General features: G+C 65.2%; 15 protein-coding genes. 10 read left to right on the forward strand and 5 right to left on the reverse strand.

Translation table 11 applies throughout. The features are described 5' to 3' along the window. The first annotated feature begins 137 nt into the window (after positions 1 to 137). Entirely contained in the window at positions 138 to 1,373 is a 1,236-nt protein-coding gene (locus tag KMAL_RS12335; RefSeq protein ID WP_239020124.1) for an MFS transporter, read from the forward strand. A gap of 108 nt (positions 1,374 to 1,481) precedes the next feature. Here KMAL_RS12335 and KMAL_RS12340 read toward each other — a convergent pair whose 3' ends face one another. Continuing rightward, entirely contained in the window at positions 1,482 to 3,929 is a 2,448-nt protein-coding gene (locus KMAL_RS12340) for a TonB-dependent receptor (protein WP_110095989.1), read from the reverse strand. Positions 3,930 to 4,136: 207 nt separating this feature from the next. Between KMAL_RS12340 and phoU the strand changes: the two genes are divergently transcribed. From phoU to KMAL_RS12365, 5 genes are all read left to right on the forward strand, one after another. Then, positions 4,137 to 4,904: a phosphate signaling complex protein PhoU gene (gene phoU / locus KMAL_RS12345; protein WP_239020125.1), complete on the forward strand. Its 768-nt coding sequence runs from the start codon at positions 4,137 to 4,139 to the stop codon at positions 4,902 to 4,904. After that, positions 4,901 to 5,689 carry a response regulator gene (locus tag KMAL_RS12350; RefSeq protein WP_110095990.1) on the forward strand — a complete coding sequence of 263 codons (789 nt, stop codon included), beginning with the start codon at positions 4,901 to 4,903 and terminating at the stop codon, positions 5,687 to 5,689. Before phoU ends, KMAL_RS12350 begins: the two co-directional genes overlap by 4 nt. A 30-nt stretch (positions 5,690 to 5,719) precedes the next feature. Then, the gene (locus tag KMAL_RS12355; RefSeq protein ID WP_110095991.1) at positions 5,720 to 7,042 is read left to right on the forward strand and encodes a sensor histidine kinase; all 1,323 of its coding nucleotides are present in this window, start codon (positions 5,720 to 5,722) and stop codon (positions 7,040 to 7,042) included. Positions 7,043 to 7,149: 107 nt separating this feature from the next. Next, entirely contained in the window at positions 7,150 to 8,367 is a 1,218-nt protein-coding gene (locus tag KMAL_RS12360) for an OprO/OprP family phosphate-selective porin (protein ID WP_408887923.1), read from the forward strand. Between the two features lie 444 nt (positions 8,368 to 8,811). Continuing rightward, entirely contained in the window at positions 8,812 to 9,282 is a 471-nt protein-coding gene (locus KMAL_RS12365) for a MucR family transcriptional regulator (protein WP_239020126.1), read from the forward strand. A gap of 129 nt (positions 9,283 to 9,411) precedes the next feature. Here KMAL_RS12365 and KMAL_RS12370 read toward each other — a convergent pair whose 3' ends face one another. After that, positions 9,412 to 9,864, reverse strand: a complete 453-nt coding sequence (locus KMAL_RS12370; protein WP_110096004.1) for an Rrf2 family transcriptional regulator — start codon at positions 9,862 to 9,864, stop codon at positions 9,412 to 9,414. 80 nt (positions 9,865 to 9,944) lie between these two features. On the opposite strand from KMAL_RS12370, the gene hmpA reads away from it, so the two are divergent. Then, positions 9,945 to 11,153, forward strand: coding sequence for an NO-inducible flavohemoprotein (gene hmpA / locus KMAL_RS12375; RefSeq protein ID WP_110095994.1), 1,209 nt, complete (start codon positions 9,945 to 9,947; stop codon positions 11,151 to 11,153). 170 nt (positions 11,154 to 11,323) lie between these two features. Here hmpA and KMAL_RS12380 read toward each other — a convergent pair whose 3' ends face one another. Beyond that, a complete protein-coding gene (locus tag KMAL_RS12380) occupies positions 11,324 to 13,750 on the reverse strand; it encodes a TonB-dependent receptor (RefSeq protein WP_110095995.1) in 2,427 nt (808 codons plus the stop codon). A 168-nt stretch (positions 13,751 to 13,918) separates the two neighbouring features. Continuing rightward, positions 13,919 to 14,065, reverse strand: coding sequence for a hypothetical protein (locus KMAL_RS17290; RefSeq protein ID WP_167400160.1), 147 nt, complete (start codon positions 14,063 to 14,065; stop codon positions 13,919 to 13,921). 29 nt (positions 14,066 to 14,094) lie between these two features. Between KMAL_RS17290 and KMAL_RS12385 the strand changes: the two genes are divergently transcribed. From KMAL_RS12385 to KMAL_RS12395, 3 genes are all read left to right on the forward strand, one after another. Further along, positions 14,095 to 16,614, forward strand: coding sequence for an excinuclease ABC subunit UvrA (locus KMAL_RS12385; RefSeq protein WP_110095996.1), 2,520 nt, complete (start codon positions 14,095 to 14,097; stop codon positions 16,612 to 16,614). Between the two features lie 250 nt (positions 16,615 to 16,864). Next, positions 16,865 to 17,767: a LysR family transcriptional regulator gene (locus KMAL_RS12390; RefSeq protein WP_110095997.1), complete on the forward strand. Its 903-nt coding sequence runs from the start codon at positions 16,865 to 16,867 to the stop codon at positions 17,765 to 17,767. 259 nt (positions 17,768 to 18,026) lie between these two features. Beyond that, complete coding sequence (locus KMAL_RS12395; RefSeq protein WP_110096005.1) at positions 18,027 to 20,066, forward strand: FUSC family protein; 2,040 nt, start codon at positions 18,027 to 18,029, stop codon at positions 20,064 to 20,066. A gap of 96 nt (positions 20,067 to 20,162) precedes the next feature. On the opposite strand, the gene KMAL_RS17295 is transcribed toward KMAL_RS12395, so the two are convergent. Next, on the reverse strand, positions 20,163 to 20,375 hold the full coding sequence (locus tag KMAL_RS17295; protein WP_167400159.1) for a hypothetical protein: 213 nt from the start codon (positions 20,373 to 20,375) through the stop codon (positions 20,163 to 20,165). Positions 20,376 to 20,508: the final 133 nt, after the last annotated feature.

A 20,508-nucleotide genomic window follows, 5' to 3' on the forward strand; every position in this document is an offset into this window, starting at 1 on the left:
GCGAGAGACAACTCCCAATCTGCTCAAAACGCAGACTGGACGCCATCGCAAAAACCGTCAATCAAATCGCCAAAACCCAGAAATTACCGGCCAAGCACATCAATCAAGGGTTCTTCGATCCCTCCATCTGGGGGCTGATGCTCAGCTACCTGGAATATTTCTATACCGATATCTGCCTGTTCCCGCCCGCGTCCGTAGCACTCATCCTGCTGTGCGCGCGCGCCATCAGCATCGTGGCCGACCCGGTGGTGGGCATGGTGATCGACCGGCGCCCGGCGGGGCGGCAGGCGCTGCCGCTGCTGCGCGCGGGGCTTGTGCCGTTCGCTTTCATGATCGTGCTGGCCTTCGTGCCGGTGGGCGGGCAGGCGGGCATGGCGCGCTATGTCTGGGCCTGCGCCACCTACATGGGCCTGTGCGTGACCTACAGCGTGACGAACACCGCCTATGGCGCGCTGACCAGCCTGATTTCCGACGACCCGGCCATCCGCCTGCGCCTGGCCAGCGCGCGCATGGTGGGGGCGGGGTGCGGCACGCTACTGATCGCGGTGCTGACGCTGCCGGCGGTGGACTGGCTGGGCCATGGCGACAGGCGGCATGGCTTCATGCTGTTCATGATGGTGGTGGCAGGGGTGGTCGCCGCCCTGCTGGGGTTGGTGGCCACGCTGTGCCATGAACGCGCCCGCGCGCATCGCGACCGCCTGCCCGTGCGTGTGCTGGCGCGCGCACTGTTGGGCAATGGCGGGTGGCTGCGCCTGACGGGGGCGATGATCCTTGTCATGCTGGGATCGACCTTCATGTTCGGCGCGCTGGTCTATTACGTGCGCTTCGTGCTGGGCGGCAGCGACCATGACGCGGGCTGGATCCTTGGCGCGATGAACGTGCTGGGCCTGTGCGGCAGCGCGTGCAGCGCGACACTCGCCCGGCGGTGGGGAAACCGGGGCCTGATGGGGGTGGGGACGTGCCTGTGCGGGACGTGGCTGGCGCTGGCGTGGCTGTGCCCGCCATCATGGGCGGTGACGGTGGCGGCGATGTGCCTGTTCGGCCTGTGCCTTGGCCTGTGCAACCCGGCCTGCTTCGCATTGCTGGCGGAGTATGTGGAGGAGGGCGCGCGCGCAAGCGGCGTGCGCACGGCGGGGCTGGCGTGGGCGCTCAATTCCACGGCATCCAAGCTGGCGTTCGATGGTGGGGGCAGCATGCTGGCGTGGCTGCTGGCGGGATACGGACTGGTCGCGGGCGACCATGCGCAGGCGGCGGCCGCGCGCGCGGGGATCGGGGTCGGGTTCCTTGCCATCCCGGCGTGTGCCTTCATGGCGGCCGGGGTGGGCGTGCTGCTGCTGTGCCCGCGTCCGGTCAGGGAGGATGAAAACTGTTGATAAAGGAATAGAAGTTTTTGGGTGTCGCCTTTTTTCAAAAAGGCGACGTCTTCTGAAGCTTTTTGAAAAAAGCTTCACCAAAAACTTCTATTCATTTCCCTTGACCGTTCAGAACCCGGTGGAGGCCGTGAACAGCACCGCAAGCCCGCCACCCACGTAATAGGTCGGCGTCTGCCCGGCGATGGTGGTGCCATGCACGCCGGTCGTGTCGCGCGCGTTGAAGGTGGGGGCGGCGACACCGGACAGGTAATGCTGGTTGGTGATGTTGATGAAGTTCATGCGCAATTCCGGCCGCGACAGGAAATAGTGGCTGTCCATGCGGTACCCGAATGCAAGGTTGCCGGTAGTATGGTCCGACAGGCGTTCGTCATTCATGAAGGTCGCATACTGGTGGCCGACATATTTCACGTCCGCCATGCCGAAGAAATGCCCGTCGTCATAGCTGATGCCCGCGGATGCCTGCAGCGTCGGGCTGTTGACGGCGGTGCGCCCGCGCGTGCGCAGCAGGTCGCCATTGACGGAAATGTCGTCGTCGATGGTGGCATGCAGGTATTCCCCCGACAGGTAGGGGCTCCAGTGGTGCCACGGATGGGTGCCGACCTCCACGTCCACGCCGCGCGTCGTCTGCCCCCCGCCATTGAGCGTGGAGGCCACGGTCGCATTGTTCACGTCGATGGTGGTCTGGATCTCGCGGTTGGTGAAGTCGTAGTTGAACAGCGTCACCCCACCCATCAGCCACGTCCCGGAATAGCGGTAGCCCAGCTCCTCCGACACGGAATACTGGTTCTTCACCCGGTTTGGGTCGAGCGCGCCGGTAATCGGGCTGTAGGTGGTGAACAGCGCGGATTCATCGGGCGTGCGGAAACTGGTGGTGGTGTTGAAGAAGACCTGGTGGCGCGGCGTGATCTGGTAGCTGATGGCCATGCGCGGCAGCGGGATGGACGTGTTGCTGCCGACATTGGTCTGGTTCCACGCGGCGTCGGTCGTGCTGCCGTGCCGGTCGAGCATCACGTCCTTGAACCCGACCTCCAGGTGCAGCTTCTTGTGCAGGAACGTCATCCGGTCGCCCACGTACAGGGCGTTGGTCTGCGCGATGGAATGGAACCCGCCCGCCTGCAACTGCCGGCCGTCGGGGGTCAGGATGGTGCGGCTGATGCGGTCCACCCAGATGTCGGGGGCATATCCGTTCGCATTGACGGCGGTAAAGGGCTGTTTTTCATTGTCGTCGGAATAGTCGTACCATGCGCCCAGCACGAGGTCATGGTTGGCGATGTGCCAGTCCAGCGTCGCGTTCACCCCGGCGCGGTAGCTGTTCTGCGTCCAGTTCGCGCGCACCAGGTCGTCCACGCCCGGCACCCCGCGCGGCGTTGCCTGCCCTTCGGCATACATCCCCGCATCCGCCAGCGTCGTGCCCGACGGGTCGTTGCCATAGCTCCACTGCGCATAGGGCGTCATCTTCAGCCGCAGCCCGTGCGTCAGGTTGAAGCGCGAGGGGGCGGCGACATAGAAGATGCGCTCCGGCTGGCGGTACAGCGGCGCGTAATCCGCCCCGCCCGCCGCGTCATCGGGGTCATAGTGGCGCGCAAGGTTGTTTGCCGCGCCATACGGCCCCGACTGTTTCCAGTCCGCCTTGTCCACCAGCGGGTAGTAGCTGGCGACCATGGTGTTCCATGTCCCGATGATGGAGACGCGGTTGTCATCGCCCCAGTCGCGCAGGAACTTGAAATCGATATGCTGGCGTTCGTCATGCCCCGGCCCGCGCCAGTTGTCGGTATAGCCGTGGGAGTAGGAGACGAAGCCGCGGATGCCGCTATGGCCGATGGTGCCTGTCTCCAGCCGCAGGAATTCGCGGTTGGTGTTGTATGACCCGTACGACACGTCGGCATAGCCGCCCGCACGTTCCGCCGGGTCGCGGAACGTCATCTCCATCAGGCCGCCCGCCGCGTTGAGCACGGGGGCGTCAAGGTCCGCCGCCCCCTGCGCGAGGGAGACGGTCTGGTAATTCTCCGTATCCGCGAACTGCCCCGGATAGCCGTTGTAATAGGCGATGTCGTTGAGCGGCATCCCCTCGAGCAGGTAGCCGATCGAATCCCCGCCCATGCCGCGCACGTTGATGTTCGTCTGTGGCGAGAAGCCGAGCGGGTCGGAGGTCGCGACGTTGGCGCCGGGCAGCATCGCGACCATGTCGAATGCCGTGGCGGAGGGCGCCTGCTTGTCCATGAAATCGGTGCCGATGGTGCTGACGGATTTCGGGGCCTTTTCCTCCCGCAGCAGCCCGCCGCCGGGCTGGTGGCCGTGGGGATGGGCCTGGGTGACGGAAATGTGTTCGTGCGCCGGGGCGGGTGTCGTGGTGCCCGGTCGCGGCGTGGTGGCCGCCGCCATGTGCCGCGTGTCCGTGCCCGCGGGGGTGCCGGTGGGGGTGGCGGCCGGTGCGGCGGGGGCCGCCCATGCGGCGTCATTTGCCCCGCCAAGCACCGCCATGACGGCGGCCAGCACATGGCGCGGCGTGGCACGGGTCCTTGCCGGGGGATGCTGGGAAAGGGCGCGGCGGGTCATGGGACGGCGGTTTCCTTGGCAAAAGGCGTTTGAAAATGTTGATGTTTCAGAAATATGACAATAGCGCCGTCCCCGGCTTTCCACCTTGGAAGAAACGCGCAGGCGATATAATATACCTGTCATAAGGTCCGTAAGCCCTGAAATCATGGTGAAATATGCGCCGTACCGATCAGGCGCATGGCGGACGCGGAAATGGGACAGGGGCTGATGGGACAGGAATCCACACATATCGTCAGCAGTTTCGAACAGGAACTTGAACGGCTGCGCGCCATGATGGTTCGCATGGGCGGGCTGGTGGAACGCCAGACATCGCAGGCGGTCGCCGCCGTGGTGGACCATGACGAGAACGCCGCCGCCGCCGCCCCCGAACTCGACCCGCAGGTCGATGTCCTCGAACGCGATGTGGAGGCGATGGTCATCCGCATCCTCGCCCTGCGCTCCCCGGTGGCGGGCGACCTGCGCGAGGTCGTCTCCGCGCTCAAGATCACCGGCGACATGGAACGCATCGGGGACTGCGCGGCCTCGGTCGCGCGGCGTTCGCTGCGCACGGAACTGCTGGGCACGCGCGTCTCGCTCAGCGGGTTTCGGGGCATGGGGCGCCTGGTGCAGGACAACCTGCGCCGCGCGATCGACGCCATGACGCAGCGCGACCCCGAAAAGGCGTACGAGGTGTGGCAGTCCGACACGGCGGTCGATGAACTCTATACCGCGATGTTCCGCGAACTGGTGACGTACATGATGGAGGACCCGCGCAATATCGGGCCATGCACGCACCTGCTGTTCATCGCCAAGAACCTGGAGCGCATCGGTGACCACGCCACCAACATCGCGGAGCGTGTGTACTACACCGTGACCGGCGACATCCTGCCGGTCGTGCGCCCGCGCGGCGGGTTTTCCGGCACCGCCGCCGCCCCCGATGACGCGCTCAGGGATGAACTGGCGCGGCATGGCGTGAAGGGGGGCGACGCATCGTGACGTCGCTGTCCACCGCTGCTGCCGCCGCCGATCCCGCCGCCGAACCGCGTGCAAGGATCCTCGTGGCGGAGGATGACGAGGCGCTGTCCGTCCTCGTCACCTACAACCTCGAGGCGGCGGGATACGAGGTCCGCGCCGTGGCCGACGGGCTTGACGCGCTTGAACAGGTGGGATCGTGGCAGCCCGACCTGCTGGTGCTGGACTGGATGCTGCCGGGCCTGTCGGGGGTGGACCTGTGCCGCAGGCTGCGCGCGCGCAGCGGGGCCATGCGCGACATGCCGGTGCTGATGCTGACGGCGCGCACCGCCGAAAGCGACAGCGTGCATGCGCTCGATACCGGCGCGGATGATTACCTGACGAAACCCTGCGGGATGGAGGCGCTCAACGCCCGCGTGCGCGCCCTGCTGCGGCGCAGCGTGCTGAACGCCGGGGGGGGCGCAACCGCCGCGCCACAGGTGGATGCGACGGCGGTGCTGCGCTTTGTCGATGTCGTGCTTGATCCCGTCAGCCACCGCGTGACGCGCGCGGGCCGCGTGCTGTCGCCCGGGCCGACGGAATACCGCCTGCTGGAATTCTTCATGCGCAATCCCAACCGCGTCTTCTCGCGCGAGGATCTGCTGCGTTCGGTGTGGGAACGCGGGGTGCATGTGGAATCGCGCACGGTCGATGTCCATATCCGCCGCCTGCGCCGCATCCTCAACGAAGGGGACCTGCCGGACCTGATCCGCACGGTCCGCGCCAGCGGCTATGCCCTTGACGACATGTCCGGTGACGTGACGCCCTGATGATCGCCCGGTCCGGCCGCGCGCGCGCCCATGCATGACCTCCTTGCGGGTGTGGCGCTTGGCGGCGGGGGATATGCCGTCGCGCGTGCCGTGGTGTCGCGGGCGGTGCGCCGGTATCGCGGGCGCGGGGATGGCGCCCCGACCGGTCCCGATCCGGCCGATGGGGCGACGCAGGATCACGACGCCCCCGTCACGGATCGCGCGGCAGGCAGCCTGCGCCCGCGCGAGGACCCGTCGCGTGTCGATCCGCTGGCGACGCTGCCGCACATGCTCGACCTCCTGCCCGGCGCGTGCATCGTCTTTGGCCCGCGCGGTGACCTTGCCCATGCCTCCACGTCGGCGCGGGACGTGTTTGGCGACACGCTCGGCGCGATCGTGCGCCATCCCGCGACCCAGCAGGTGCTGGAAAAGCTTTCGACCACGGCGGAAACGACCGTGACACTCGATGTCCCGGTGCGCCGGGTGGTGCGTGTGCTGCTGCGCCGGATCGCGCCCTCCACCCCCCGTGGGCGTGGCGTGGTCGTCGCATTGCTGGAGGACCGGACGGGGCAGGATGCGCTCGACCGGATGCGCGGCGATTTCGTCGCCCATGCCAGCCATGAACTGCGCACGCCGCTGGCCGCGCTGTCTGGGTTCATCGAAACCCTGCGCGGGCCTGCCGCCAATGACGCGCCGGCGCGCGCGCGTTTCCTTGGCATCATGGCGGGGCAGGCCGAACGCATGCTGCGCCTGCTGGACCGGCTGTCGTACCTGTCGCGGGTGCAGATGGTCGAGCACCAGCGCCCGCGCACGCGCATCGACATCGCCCCCGTCGTCGCCCGCGCGATGGACGAGGCCCGGCCCCTGCTCGAAGGGGCGGATATTACCTGCGCGCTTGACGTTGCGCCCGATACCGCGCCGGTCATGGCCGATGCGGACCAGATCGTGCAGGTGATGCTCAACCTTGTGGGCAACGCCATCCGCTATGCCCCCGGTGTGGCGGGACGCAGGGCACATGTGGACGTTACGGTGGCGAACGCGCCGGGACGCGACGGTGGCCCGCATGCGCCGTGGCCCTGTGGCGGGGGCGTCGTGGTGTGCGTGCGCGACAATGGCCCCGGTATCCCCGCGCGCTACCTGCCGCGCGTGACGGAGCAGTTCTATCGCGTGCCGGGGCAGGTGCAGCAGGGCACGGGCCTTGGCCTTGCGATCGTCAAGCATATCGTGGACCGCCATGGCGGCCGCCTGCAGATCGAAAGCCGCGAGGGGGAGGGCACGTCGTGCACGCTGTGGCTGCCCCCGGCCCATGATGGCGCGCGCGAGCGCAATGGCGGCGCGCTGCCCGATGCCCTGACCGGGCGCGGCGTCCCGTAAGGCTGCCGGGCGTCATGGCGCCCCCTCACGTTTGTGCTGGTGTCCCGTATGGCGTTTCGCGCGATGTCCGCGTGATGTTATGACCCGCCCGTCGGGGGATGTGGGGAATGCGGGATCCTGTGTCGGGTCGGTCGGGAATCATGTGGGGGGCGTGTCTGTCCCTGCTGCTGGTCTGTGGCCGCGCCCATGCGCAGGCCGTCCCCACCGTGACCCTGCCGGGCATCACCATCCGTCCCTATGCCACGGACCAGCTGGATGTCGGAGGGTTCGCACAGTCCACGCCCACCCCGATGGGCACCGGCGCACGCGGCGCGCGGTTGCGCAATGGCGTGCGGATGAACATCCACCAGCAGGTGGAAATCGGCGCGATCTGGGATTTCGGCCCCGCCCCCAACGGGCCGATGCGCCTGTTCGAGGGGCAGGTCTCCTATGTCGGGCTGAAGCATTTCGTCTTTACGGCCGGGGTGTTCAAACCCAGCTTCGGGCTTGAATCCATGCAGGCGCAGGGCGACACCATCTTCGTCGAACGCGCCAGCATTTCCACCGTGACGCGCAACCTTGCCGCCGGGATCGAACGCCAGGCGGTGCAGGCCGAAACCTATGGCCGTCGCTATCACCTTGCCATTTCCGCAACGGCCGGGACCGCCGGGCCGGGACAGGACGGCAACCAGCGCGGCATGGCGTTCCGGCTGGTGGGACTGCCGGTGCGGACACATGCGCTGCTGGTGCATCTGGGCTTTTCGGGGGAATGGGCGTTCCGTCCCGCCGCCATGACGGGCAGCGGGCCTGCCGTATCCCTGTCCGACAATCCCGAGATCAATCCGGGCACGGTGTCGAAATACCTGCATACCGGCAGGCTGTATGCCGACAGCGCCGGGGCCTTCGGCGTGGAGGCCGCCGTGGCGTGGAAGCGCCTGCTGTTCCAGGGGGAGGGGTACGATCTCCTCGTCAACACCCGCATGCCCACGGCGGGCGGGCAGTTGCGGTTTCACGGGTGGTACGGGGACCTTGCCTATACGCTCAACGGCCGCCCGCGTGCGTGGAAGGGGCGTTCGGCCGCGTTTTCATCGCCGACCTGCGACCATGCGCGGCATGTGGCGTGCAACGGGTATGGCGTGCTGGAGGTCGCGGCGCGGTATTCGCAGGTGGACCTGCAATCCGGGGCGGTCCATGGCGGGAACCAGAAGATCGCGGCCCTTGCCGTCAACTGGTGGCCCACCGACATCGTCAGGGTGACGCTGGAATATGAATACGGCCAGGTGACGGGCAACAGCAGAGCGGAGCGCTTCCAGGGGATCATGTCGCTGTTCCAGGTCAAGTTCTGACAGAGTATTGCCGGGGCAGGCCCTTGATAAGGAATGAAAGTTCTCCCCCGCCATCCTGCAGGCGTACGGTGCCGCATGGGACGTTACGCAGGGGCACGCGGGTATAGGCGTGCGGCATGACGGGAATATGCAATAAAGAAGGGAACTTCGGGTGCAGTCGTCGCGATGAATACACAAGACATGGCGTCCCGGCCTGTCATGGCGGATGGTGACGGGCCGGTTCATAATGACGGGAATGTCGCCATGTATAACTGTTGCCGGTAATATGTAACGCGATATGGTCAATTCATGCAGCCGTCCCTATAGGTGCTGCATATCGCGCGGGGAGGAGAATTGCGTATTGCGCGGCATGGGATTATTATCATGAAGCCGATAATATTATTATGATATTTTTGTATGAATGGTGGCAAATTGGATAAGAAACTCATCCAGAACTCTGAAATCATGTCCCTGACGACGGATATCGTTTCAGCTTACATGGCCAATAACAGCCTGCCGCCGGAGCGCGTGCCGGAACTGATCCGCAATGTCTTCGCCGCCCTTGGCACCACCACACGGGACGGGCAGGACAGGGCTGAGCCGCAGCAGCCCGCGGTGCCGATCAAGAAATCGGTCTTCCCCGACTACATCATCTGCCTTGAGGACGGAAAGAAGCTCAAGATGCTCAAGCGGCACCTTGACCGGGCCTATGGCATGACCCCGGACCAGTACCGCGAAAAGTGGGGCCTGCCGCCGCATTACCCGATGACCGCGCCCAACTATGCCGCCAAGCGCTCCGCCCTTGCACAGCAGAGCGGGCTTGGGCGCAGCATCACCAGTGCCTCCGCGAGTGCCGCCGCAACCCCGCAGGCGGACGCGGAAACGGACGCAACCGCGCGCCCGCGCGGCCGCCGCAGGAAGGGCGAGGAGGACTGAAGCCGGGAGCCCCGACGCCACAAAAGGGGTCACGGGATCCGGCAGCCGCCCCATTGCACAGGGGCGGCTGCCCTGCGGGGGCTTCCTGCCAGAAGCCTCAGCAGGGAAAAATTTCCATTATCTGCACATTCAGGCGGACAGGGACGGCGGGTCACCCAGGAAACGGCGTTCATGCGCCGTGATCGCCTGCGCCAGCGTATAGCTGTCGAGCACATTCATGAACGACTCCAGCGCCTCGTCCAGAACGCCGCGCAGGGAGCATCCCCCCACCAGCAGGCACGGCCGCGTCCCTTCCGCCGGGGGCTGCATGCAGGTCACAAGGCCGAGGTCTTCCTCGGTATAGCGCACGACATCGCCAATCCGGATTTCATCCGCCGGACGCCCAAGGCGCAGTCCCCCCCTGCGGACACGCAGCGTTTCCACAAAACCGCCACGGCCCAGCCGGTGGATGATCTTGACCAGATGATTCTCCGAAATGCCATAGGCCTGCGCGATCTCGTGGATGGAGGTCAGGCGGTCCGTATGGATTCCCAGATAGATCAGTGTCCTCAGGGCATAGTCTGTATGCAGGGTCAAACGCATGGGCGAGAGGTATCCAACATTGACATCTTTTTCCAGCATTATAAAAGATGTGCGAAACGGACACCTTATTGGAGATTCCCATGGCTTCCCCCCTTGATGACAGGACCCGCGCCATCATCAGCGCCTGCGTGCCCGCGCTGGAGGCGCACGGCCTTGCCATCACGACCGAGATGTACCGCCGCCTGCTGGCCAACCCGGACATCCGCGACCTGTTCAACCTTTCGCACCAGCGCGATGGGGAACAGCCGCGTGCGCTGGCGCTTGCGGTGCTGGCCTATGCGCGCAACATCGACAATCTTGGCGCACTGTCGGGGATGGTCGAACGCATTGCCGAAAAGCATGTCGGGCTGAACATCCTGCCGCAGCATTACCCGTATGTGGCCGATGCCCTGCTGGGGGCGATCGCGCAGGTGCTGGGCGATGCGGCGACCCCCGAAATCCTTGACGCATGGGGCAAGGCGTACTGGTTCCTCGCGGAAATCCTGATCGGGCGGGAGGAGCAGATCTATGAGGCGCACGCCGCCGCCCCCGGCGGATGGGTCGGATGGCGAGCGTTTCGCGTGCAATCGCGCGTGCAGCAGGCGCAGGGCATCGTTTCCTTCACGCTGGTGCCTGAAGACGGGAAGCCGGTGATGCGCCATGTGCCGGGGCAGTATCTCAGCTTCCGCCTTGACGTGCCGGGCCATGGGTCCGAACGCCGCAACTACAGCATCTCCTCCGCGCCGAATCCGCACCATTACCGCATCAGCGTCCGCCGTATCGAGGGCGGCGTCGTGTCCGACTGGCTGGATGATACGGTGCGCGAAGGCGCGATCGTGCAGGTCTCCGCCCCGGCGGGGGAGTTCACCCTTGCCAGTCCGCCGCCATCTTCCCTTGTCTTCCTCAGCGCGGGCGTGGGGCTGACGCCGTTCATGTCCATGCTTGGCGCGCTGGAGGAAAGCGGCGCGCGCGTGCCGGTGCGCTATATCCATGGGACGCGCACGCCCGCGACGGAGGCGTTTGGCGCGTATGTCCGTGACCTTGCGGCGGCGGGGAAACTGACGGCCGATATCTTCTACAGCCGCGAAGCCCCGAAAGGGGAAGGCGCCCCCGTGGGCGTGACCCGGCATGAGGGGCGGATCACGTCGCAATGGCTGTCGCAGCAGGTGGATGCGGATGCGACATGGTACATCTGCGGGCCGGACGGCTTCATGCGTGACATGGTCGCGGCACTGAAGGCGGCGGGCGTGCCGCAGGAGCGGATCCGTTACGAATTCTTCGGCTCCGCCGCCGATGCGGTGCTGGCGTAAGGGGCGGTACACAAAAACGCCTGCCCCGTGGTGCCGGGGCAGGCGTATCCTGAAATGATTTAGGCGCATCAGAATAAATGTTTCTGGGTGCCGCCTTTTTTAAAAAGGCGTCGTTCTTTCAAGGTTTTTGGAAAAAGCTTCACCAGAAACTTCTTGAAATTTCTCCTCGATCAGAAGCTCGCCCCGACCGTCAGGAAGAACATGCGCGGTGCGATCGGGAAGGCGGTGTACTGGCCGCTGGCATATGTGGTGTTCAGGGTGGACCACCCGCGCGTGCCCGTCAGGTTGGTGATGTTGCCCTGGATCTTCAGGCACTGCACATGCGGGATGTTGCGGATGGTATACCCGGCGTTGATGCTGAACAGGGTATAGGCCTTGGCCGACAGGTCGTTGGTGAAGGTGGTGTAGCGCCGGCCGATCACGTCACCGATGAACTGCCCGTAGAAATCGCCCCAGTTGGTGGAGGCCACGAACTTTTCGGTCCAGTTCGGCACGCCCGCGACATTCTTGCCCGCGGTCGGCACGACCGTGGTGCCGGTCACGTAATTGTCGTTATAGACGGACTTGTTATACGAAAGCGCGTTGTAGAAGGAGAAATGCCGCCCGAACTGCGCCGTGAACGAGAAGTCCATGCCGTCGGTGCTGACCGATCCCACGTTTGTCAGGATGTTCGCGCTGCCGATGATGTAGGACACAGAGGAGTTGTAGGGCGAGGACGCGACCGACAGCAGGCGGTTCGAATAATGCACGTGGTAGTATTCAAGCTGTCCGCTGATGTTCGTCAGCGGGCCAAGGTTGACGTGGCGGTTGGTGCGCAGGCCGGTTTCGTATGTCCATGCGGTCTCCACCTTGCCGTGCTTCTTGAAATCCTCGAACGCGGCCTGGCTGGTCATGCCCCACGGGCTGGCGTTGCCGTATCCCGTATCCTGGAAGGAGCGCATGTTTTCCTGGATGTTCGCGAACCACTGCTCGTGCGGGGTGATGTTCCACAGCGCGCCGAATGCGGGCAGGAAGGGCTTGGCCGTATTGACGTTGCCGCCGGGGATGGTGCGCGCGGTCGAAGGTGACAGCGATCCCGGCAGGGCCGCGACCGGCAGGGTGCCGTCGGTATAGACCAGTTCCGACTTGAACCCGGCGCTGAGCATGAAGTTCTTGGTGATCTGCCAGCTGTCCTGCAGGTGCGTCGTGATGGTGTTGGTGTAGAACAGGTTGGTGTACTGGTGGATCAGCGGGTTCTGCTGCCGGTCATAGGGGCTGGTGGGGTTGTTGATGTCAAAGGCGTACCAGCGCCGGGCCTGCGTGTTGTCGTTGCGTTCGTACCAGCCGCCCAGTTCGATGTTGTGGTGTCCCACCTTGTAATGCAGGGTGGACATGATGCCGCCACGGTTGTCCCAGTATTCGGTCGTGCGCGTCGCCATGCCCGAACCGCCGAACACGCCAGACAGCTGCGAGGAGGAATCACTGGGGAAATAGGCGCTGAACAGGGTCGGCAGGCCGGCGGCGCTGATGGGACCCGCGACGACGCCCTCGCCCATGTCATGATGGTAATAGATCTGGTTGTCCCAGTGCAGGTTGGACGAGAAATCGTGCGTCCACTTCACATAGGCCAGGAAATCCTCGCGCTGCGCATCGGAATAGTAGTTGCGGTAGTTGTTGCCCGCGGCCTTGTAGGCGGCGGAACCGTTATAGTAGTTCACCGCTTCCTTCAGGTTCGGATACAGGAACGGGCGGACATACATGCTGCCGCCGGCGGGTTCGACAATCCCGTCCTCGTTCGGTTCGACCTTGTCCGACCAGTCGAAGAAGGCCGTGACCTTGTCCTTTGACCCCTGGTGGACGAACTTGGCGTTGACCTGGTTGCCGCCCTGGTGCCCCGCGAAATCCCACGCCCGCGCATCCTGCCGCGCCCAGGAGAAGTAGGCCGAATTGCCGTTGCCGAAATCACCCGTATCGACACGCGCAAAGGTGCGGAAGGTGGACCAGCTGCCGAATGTCTGTGAAATCTGCCCCCCCGCCTTGTGCATCGGGTCCTGCGTCGTGAACTGCAGCGAACCGCCAAGGTTGGAGGTCGAGGCCGTGCCCAGCGCGCCAGCGCCCGTCGCGACCGAGGTGGAGGCGATGTTCTCGCTCAGCGCCGCGCGCTGCGGCGACAGGCCGTTATAGTTGCCATAGGACTGATCGCCCAGTGGCACGCCATCAAGGGTGAAGCCAAGCTGGTTCTGGTTGAAGCCATGGATGTACAGCGACGAATTCTGTTCGTTGTTGCCCCACGGGTCGGCATTTTCAAAGATGACGCCAGGAAGGATCTCAAGTGCCTTCACCGGGTTGATGCCCGGCAGGATGCGCTGCAACTGGGTGTGGTTGATGCTCTGCTCCGACCGGGTGCGCCGGGCGGTCGCCATGATCTGTTCCACATTCCCGTTGGAATAGCCGTCGTTTTCCTTTTTCGCTGTCGCGCTGGTCTTGTGGGGGGTGCGGGTGGGCTTCTTTTCTGCCGCCGGGCTCTGTACCGTCTGGGCTTGGGCGACGGACAGGGCAATGGTAGAGCAGAACAGGCCAAGGGCAATACGACCACTGCGGATCAACTTGGGTGGCACCTGGGATTCTCCTGAGTGAAAAGGCAGGAGATGCTCTATCCGCCCGGTTGCGTGAATTCATGTGAAGGTTTCATGACATTGCGTGCGTGCAACACCGGGCGCATGAAATGACCATAATTGCGGGCATATGTTCCGAAATCTTCTGATATTGTCATAATTTTGTAACATTCAGGCAGGGGAAGGGCTGTCCTGCCGCAGCGTCAGCGTTCCCGATTGCACGCCTGCCCGTGTGACAGCATGACGCATGACATGCCCGGCCATGTCCGCGGCCATGCGCGTGGCGGGGTTGAACGGGGGGAGGGGGGATGGGATCATGGCATGACCCACCCGCCGGAGTTCGCATCATGCCGCCATCCATCCCGCCATCATCATCGGACCGACAGGATTTCGTGCGCGTGCGCGGCGCGCGCGAACATAACCTGCGTGACGTGGATATCGACGTGCCGCGCGATACGATGGTGGTGTTTACCGGGGTGTCGGGGTCGGGCAAGTCATCGCTGGCGTTCGGCACATTATATGCCGAGGCGCAGCGCAGGTACCTTGAATCCGTCTCCCCCTATGCGCGGCGGCTGTTCCAGCAGATGCCGGTGCCCGATGTGGACACCGTCGATGGCCTGCCCCCCGCCATCGCGCTGCAGCAGCAGCGCGGCGGCAGTTCGGGGCGTTCCTCGGTCGGCAGCATCACCACGCTGTCGAACCTCCTGCGCATGCTCTATTCGCGCGCGGGCACCTATCCCCCCGGCCTTGCGCGGCTGGAGGCGGAATCCTTCTCCCCCAACACGCCCATGGGGGCCTGCCCGCGCTGCCACGGGCTGGGGCGTGTCCATGACGTGACGGAGGCCACGCTGGTCCCCGATGACAGCCTGTCGATCCGCGACCGCGCCGTCGCGGCGTGGCCCACCGCATGGCAGGGGCAGAACCTGCGCGATATCCTGATCACCATGGGCATCGACGTGGACTGCCCATGGCGCGACCTGCCGCGCAAGACACGCGACTGGATCCTGTTCACGGACGAAACGCCCACCGTCCCCGTCTATCCGGGGCTGACGCATGCGCAGGTGCAGGCCGCGATCGCCAATGGGGTGGAGCCCGCGTACCAGGGCACCTTCACCGGCGCGCGGCGTTATGTCACGCAGACCTTCGCCAATTCGCAGAGCGAGACCATGCGCAGGCGCGCGGCGTCATTCATGATCTCCACCGACTGCCCGGTCTGCCATGGGCAGCGGCTGAACCCCGATGCGCTGCGGGTGACGTTCGCGGGGATGAACATCGCGGCGATGGTCGCGCTGCCGCTGGGGCGCATCCGTGACGTGCTGGCGGGCGTGGCCGATGTGGGGGCCAGCACGCAGGACGACGCTATCGCGATTGCCGCGCGCCGCATCGCCGCCGACATGGTCGCGCGCATCGACGTGCTGGCGCAGCTGGGGCTGGGATACCTGCAGATGGATCGCGGGGTGCAGACGCTTTCTCCGGGGGAATACCAGCGCCTGCGCCTTGGTACGCAGATCCATTCCAGCCTGTTTGGTGTGGTCTATGTGCTCGACGAACCCTCGTCAGGGCTGCACCCGGCGGATACGCAGGCGCTGCTGGCGGCGCTGGGGCGGCTGTGCGCGGCGGGCAATTCGCTGTTCCTTGTGGAACACAACCTCGACGTCATCCGCCATGCCGCATGGATTGTCGATGTCGGGCCTGAAGCGGGCGAGCGCGGGGGCGAAATCCTGTATTGCGGGCCGCCTGCCGGCCTGCGCGATGTTGCCGCGTCGCGCACGCGCGAATACCTGTTCGCCGCGTCTCAGGTGGTTGCCCATGTGCCGCGCGCGCCGCAGGGATGGCTGAAGCTTGCGGATGTGCGCTGGAACAACCTCGACGGGCTGGATGTCGCCTTCCCTCTGGGGGTGTTCACGTCGGTGACGGGGATATCGGGGTCGGGGAAATCCTCGCTCGTCAGCCATGCGCTGACCAGCATCGTCGCACGCGCGCTGGGGCAGGCCCTGCCCGTGGCCGAGGAGGAGGAGGACCCGCAGGCCCCCACCCCCGAAACACGCGAACCCGAAGGCCGCGTCGCCTCCGGGCTGGAGGGGATCGGCCGCCTTGTGGTGATCGACCAGAAACCCATCGGCCGGACCCCGCGCTCCAACCTTGCGACCTATACCGGCCTGTTCGACATCGTGCGCAAGCTGTATGCCCGCACCGACCTTGCCCGCGCGCGCAGGTATGATGCCGGGTGGTTCTCCTTCAACCTGGCGAAGGGGCGCTGCCCGCATTGCCAGGGGGCGGGGTCGGTGATGGTCGAACTGCTGTTCCTGCCCAGCGTCTATGCCCCGTGCCCGACCTGCCATGGCGCGCGCTACCGGCCGGAGGTGCTGGAGGTGACCTACCGCGACCGCTCCATCGCGGATGTGCTGGCGATGAACGTGGATCAGGCGCTGGCCTTCCTGTCGGACGTGCCCAATGCCGCGACCTGCCTGTCGATCCTGCAGCGCAGCGGCCTTGGCCACCTGCGGCTGGGCCAGCCGGCGACCGAACTGTCGGGGGGGGAGGCGCAGCGCATCAAGCTTGCGACCGAGCTTCAGAAACAGCGGCGGGGCCATACGCTGTATGTGCTGGACGAACCGACGACCGGGCTGCATCCGTCCGATGTGGATCGCCTGTCGGCGCACCTGCATGAACTGGTGGGGCAGGGCAATACCGTGATCGTGGCCGAACATGACATGCGCATGGTCGCGGGGGGTGACTGGGTGATCGACATGGGGCCGGGTGCGGGGGAGGATGGCGGCACGGTCGTCGCCGCCGGGACGCCCGCCGAGGTGGCGAAGGCCGCGCGGAGTGCGACGGCGCCGTTCCTTGCGCGGTATGTGGGGTAGGGTCTTCTTTTTCTATAGAAAAAGAAGCAAAAAGACTTTTGATCCATTAAGGAAAGAAGCAGCCTGTCGGAACTTTGTTCAGAAGTACAAAAGTTTTTGGTGAAGCTTTTTTCAAAAAGCTTCGAAAAACGCCGCCTTTCTCAATCAAAAGGCGGCATCCAGAAACTTCCGCAAATTTATCCTCCGACTGTCCTGAAACGGACATCTTCTGTAAAACAGGGACATTGCCCCTGACCTGACGGGAGATGCCGTGTTCCTGCGCCAGTTGACCTACCTGATCGCCCTTGAGCGTTTCCGCCACTTCTCCCGCGCGGCGGAGCATTGCGGCGTGTCGCAGCCCGCCCTGTCGGCGGGGATCAGGCAGTTGGAAAATGAACTTGGCGTCTGCGTCATCCACCGCAACCGCCGCTTCCTTGGCCTGACGGATGAGGGGCGGCGTGTCCTCGCCTGGGCCAAGCAGACGCTCGCCGCCCTTGACGGGCTGAAGCAGGAGGCCGCGTTCGCGCAGGACGTGGCGGGCGGGTCGCTGTCGATCGGGGTGATGCCGCCCGCGCTGCTGACCATCCCGCTGCTGCTGGAGAGCTTCCGCACCGCCATCCCCAGCCTGCATCAGGAGGTGCGATCCGCCGCGGCGGGGGACATCGCGCGCATGCTGCGTGAGCATGAGGTGCAGTTGGGCGTGACCTACCTTGACCAGATACCGGAGGGTGGGGCGTTCGATGTGCGCCCGCTCTATGCGGAGCAGTATGTGCTGGCGGGCGCGATGTCCGCCCCCGTCCCCGATGGGGCGGAGTGCGGCTGGGCGGAGGTCGCGTCCATTCCGCTGTGCCTGTTCACCCGCAACCTGCGCAGCCGCCAGATCATCGATGCAGGTTTCCACGCGGCCGGTGTGACGCCCACCATCATGCTGGAGACGGATTCCATCAGCCTGCTGCATTCCGAACTGCGCGCGGGCCGCCTGTGCAGCATCCTGCCGGTCGCGGCCCTGCCGGAGAGTGTGGGCGGCGCGGGCCTGCGCACCTGTCCCATCGTGCCCTGCGTCGCGCCGGAGGTTGCGATCGTACGCCTGCGCCAGCCCAACCCGTCCGCCGTGCTGACGCGGATATGGGAGGTGTGCATGCGATTGCGGACTGATGATGTGTTCCGTGTGTAAGGGGAAAGGGCCTTCTTTTTCTGGAGAAAAAGAAGCAAAAAGACTTCTGGCTGTTTAAGGTAAAAAGGCAGCCTGTCGGGACCTTGTGCATATGATCAAAAGTTTTTGGTGAAGCTTTTTCCAAAAAGCTTCAGAAGAACGTCCCCTCCCTGAACAAGGACAGCCCCCACAAGGCCGCCCTTCATAATCCCTTCTTATCATATCATCATGACAAACGATTGGACCCGCGCGGGGGTGCGTCTGCATGGTCGGCCCCGTCATGACCGCGCGCGCCCACGATCCCGACACGTTTTCCGCACTCCTGCCGCCTTTCGTGCGGAAGCTGTCGTGGCTGTATGCGCCTTCGCTTGCGGATTTCGCCTTTGCCCTGCGCACGGCGTTTGCCGCGATCATGTCGCTGCTGATCGCCATGTGGATGGAACTCGACAGTCCGCAATGGGCGCCGCTGACGGTGTGGGTGGTGGCGCAGTCCTCACGCGGGGAAAGCCTTGCGAAAGCGCGCTGGCGCGTGGCGGGCACGCTGCTGGGTTCCGTCGCGGCAATGACGCTGATCGCGGCGTTCCCGCAGGCGTCGGGCCTGTTCTTCTGCGCGCTGGCGCTGTGGATCGGCCTGTGCTGCGCGGGGGCGACGCTTCTGGACAACTACCGGGCCTATGGGCTGGTGCTGACGGGCTTTACGTCGGCCATCATCGCAACGGGCGCGATCCTGGAACCCGACCATGTGTTCGACATCAGCGTCGCGCGCACCAGCTACATCGTGCTGGGCGTGGTGTGCGAGGCGACGCTTGCGATCCTGTTCATGCCCTCTGTCGCGCCACATGCACGCCAGGCACTGCATGCGCGCCTGATGGGGGCGTTTGGCAACACGGCGCAGACGGTCGCGGACCTGCTGGAGGGGAAGATCGCGCCCGCCGTCATGGGCACGACGCTGGGCGAACTCGTGGCGTTCAACAGCCAGGTGGAGTTCAGCGAGCTTGAACTCGAACCCGGCAGCCGGACGGGCGATCATGCGCGCGCGGCGCTTGCGGGGCTGCTGGCGCTGCTGGCGCGGGCGCGGGGCGTGTCGCTGCTGCTGTCGGGCGGGGTCCATGCGGCCGGGGCGCGTGATGCGGCGCAGGGATATGTGCGCGACCTGTGCGCGCTGCTGCGGGATGGGGGGACGGACCCGGCGGACATGGCGGGGCGCGTCACGCGCCTGCAGGCCACATGGCGCGGGCGGCAGGCGACACAGGCCCACCCGGCGCTGGCCGCCCTGTTCGTGGAACTTCTGGCGGGGGTGGGGCATGTCCTGTCGGAAATCCGCGCCAGCGACAATCCGGTGCGCCACGACCGTTTCCGCTTTCGCGTCACGTCGCGCCGCCACGCAATCGAGGCGCTGGAAAACGGCGTGCGGGCGTGCTGCGCCATCCTTGGCGCGTGGCTGGTGTGGGAGGTCACGGCATGGCGGCAGGGGGCGGCGTTCATTTCCTTCCTTGCGCTGGTCTATGGCCTGCTGGCGACGCGCGAAAACCCGGTTATCGCGGGGACGCCCTTCTTCAAGGGGGGACTGTACTGCGCGGCGGTGGGGACGGTGCTGGCGTTCTGGGTCATCCCGGCCATCACCGCGCCGGAAATGCTGGTGTTCGCGCTGCTGGTGCCCATGACCATCGGCGGGCTTGCGGCGCGCAACGCGGCGACGGCGGGATATGCATTTTCGTTCAACATGTTCCTGCCGGTGCTGATCGGCCCGATGAACCAGGGACGTTATGACGAGGTCGCGTTCCTGAACGGGACGCTGGCGTTTCTGTGCAGCATCCTGTTCGCGATCCTGACCTATCGCATGGTCGTGCCGTTCAGCATCGATTCCCACATGCGCCGCACGGCGGCATGGACCGCGCGGCGCCTGCGTGGCCTTGGCGCGGGGCGCAACCATACGACCCCGCACCAGTGGCTGGCGGCCTGCGCGGGCAGTCTGGTGCGTATATTGCGCAATTCCGCCACCGTCCCGGCGGACATGGTCGAACGCTACATGCGTGCGGAGTTGCGGGCGATGACGCTGGGGCTGAGCGTCATCGCCCTGCGTGACGTGGCGCGGCGCAACGACCTGCCCCCCGCCACGCAACAGGCGATGGCGCTGTTCCTGCGGCGCTGGCAGCAGGGGCGCGCGGGCGAACATGGCACGTTGCGGATGATCGAGGGACGGGTCGCCCACGCCCCCGTGGCGCCACAGGCCGAGCAGGAACGCCAGGTGGTGCTGTCGTGCCTTTACCTGGTACGCACGCTGCTGTCCCCCGGCGAAAAGGAAGCTTCATCGGAATAAAGGTTTTTGGTGAAGCTTTTTGCAAAAAGCTTCAAGGAACGCCGCCTTTTTGAAAAAAGCCGGCACCCAAAAACTTTTAATGATTGTACGTTCTTTTCAGGCGCGCAGCCCATATGTCTGCGCGGTGGTGCTCATGCGCATCAGGGTGCGGGCATCGGCGCGCGCGTCCTCCATGGTGGCATAGCGGCGGCCGTTCAGCCGGGTGGTGCGTTCATGCAGGGCGCGGAAACTGCACGGCCCGTCACGGTGGTCGCGCAGAATGACGCCAAGGGTGATGCCATTGATTTCAACGATGCGGGATTCAAACATGTCCTGCCTGCCGTGTTGATTGCCGGTGCACATTGTGCATCCGCGCCCGCTATGCCGGATGGGGCATGTGGGGGCAAGGCGAAATAAATGAACTTTGCATGACAGTAGAGGCAGACAGGCGTGTCATAAAAAC

It is taken from the genome of Novacetimonas maltaceti, from assembly GCF_002906255.1.
GTDB lineage: Bacteria > Pseudomonadota > Alphaproteobacteria > Acetobacterales > Acetobacteraceae > Novacetimonas > Novacetimonas maltaceti.

Bases quoted from the DNA above. Each gene is read 5' to 3' on its own strand.
- KMAL_RS12335 (WP_239020124.1), top strand. From the start codon at position 138: ATGCTCAGCTACCTGGAATATTTCTATACCGATATCTGCCTGTTCCCG.
- KMAL_RS12340 (WP_110095989.1), bottom strand. From the start codon at position 3,929: ATGACCCGCCGCGCCCTTTCCCAGCATCCCCCGGCAAGGACCCGTGCC.
- phoU (WP_239020125.1), top strand. From the start codon at position 4,137: ATGGGACAGGAATCCACACATATCGTCAGCAGTTTCGAACAGGAACTT.
- KMAL_RS12355 (WP_110095991.1), top strand. From the start codon at position 5,720: ATGCATGACCTCCTTGCGGGTGTGGCGCTTGGCGGCGGGGGATATGCC.
- KMAL_RS12360 (WP_408887923.1), top strand. From the start codon at position 7,150: ATGCGGGATCCTGTGTCGGGTCGGTCGGGAATCATGTGGGGGGCGTGT.
- KMAL_RS12365 (WP_239020126.1), top strand. From the start codon at position 8,812: ATGTCCCTGACGACGGATATCGTTTCAGCTTACATGGCCAATAACAGC.
- KMAL_RS12370 (WP_110096004.1), bottom strand. From the start codon at position 9,864: ATGCGTTTGACCCTGCATACAGACTATGCCCTGAGGACACTGATCTAT.
- hmpA (WP_110095994.1), top strand. From the start codon at position 9,945: ATGGCTTCCCCCCTTGATGACAGGACCCGCGCCATCATCAGCGCCTGC.
- KMAL_RS17290 (WP_167400160.1), bottom strand. From the start codon at position 14,065: ATGATCCCATCCCCCCTCCCCCCGTTCAACCCCGCCACGCGCATGGCC.
- KMAL_RS12385 (WP_110095996.1), top strand. From the start codon at position 14,095: ATGCCGCCATCCATCCCGCCATCATCATCGGACCGACAGGATTTCGTG.
- KMAL_RS12395 (WP_110096005.1), top strand. From the start codon at position 18,027: ATGACCGCGCGCGCCCACGATCCCGACACGTTTTCCGCACTCCTGCCG.
- KMAL_RS17295 (WP_167400159.1), bottom strand. From the start codon at position 20,375: ATGTTTGAATCCCGCATCGTTGAAATCAATGGCATCACCCTTGGCGTC.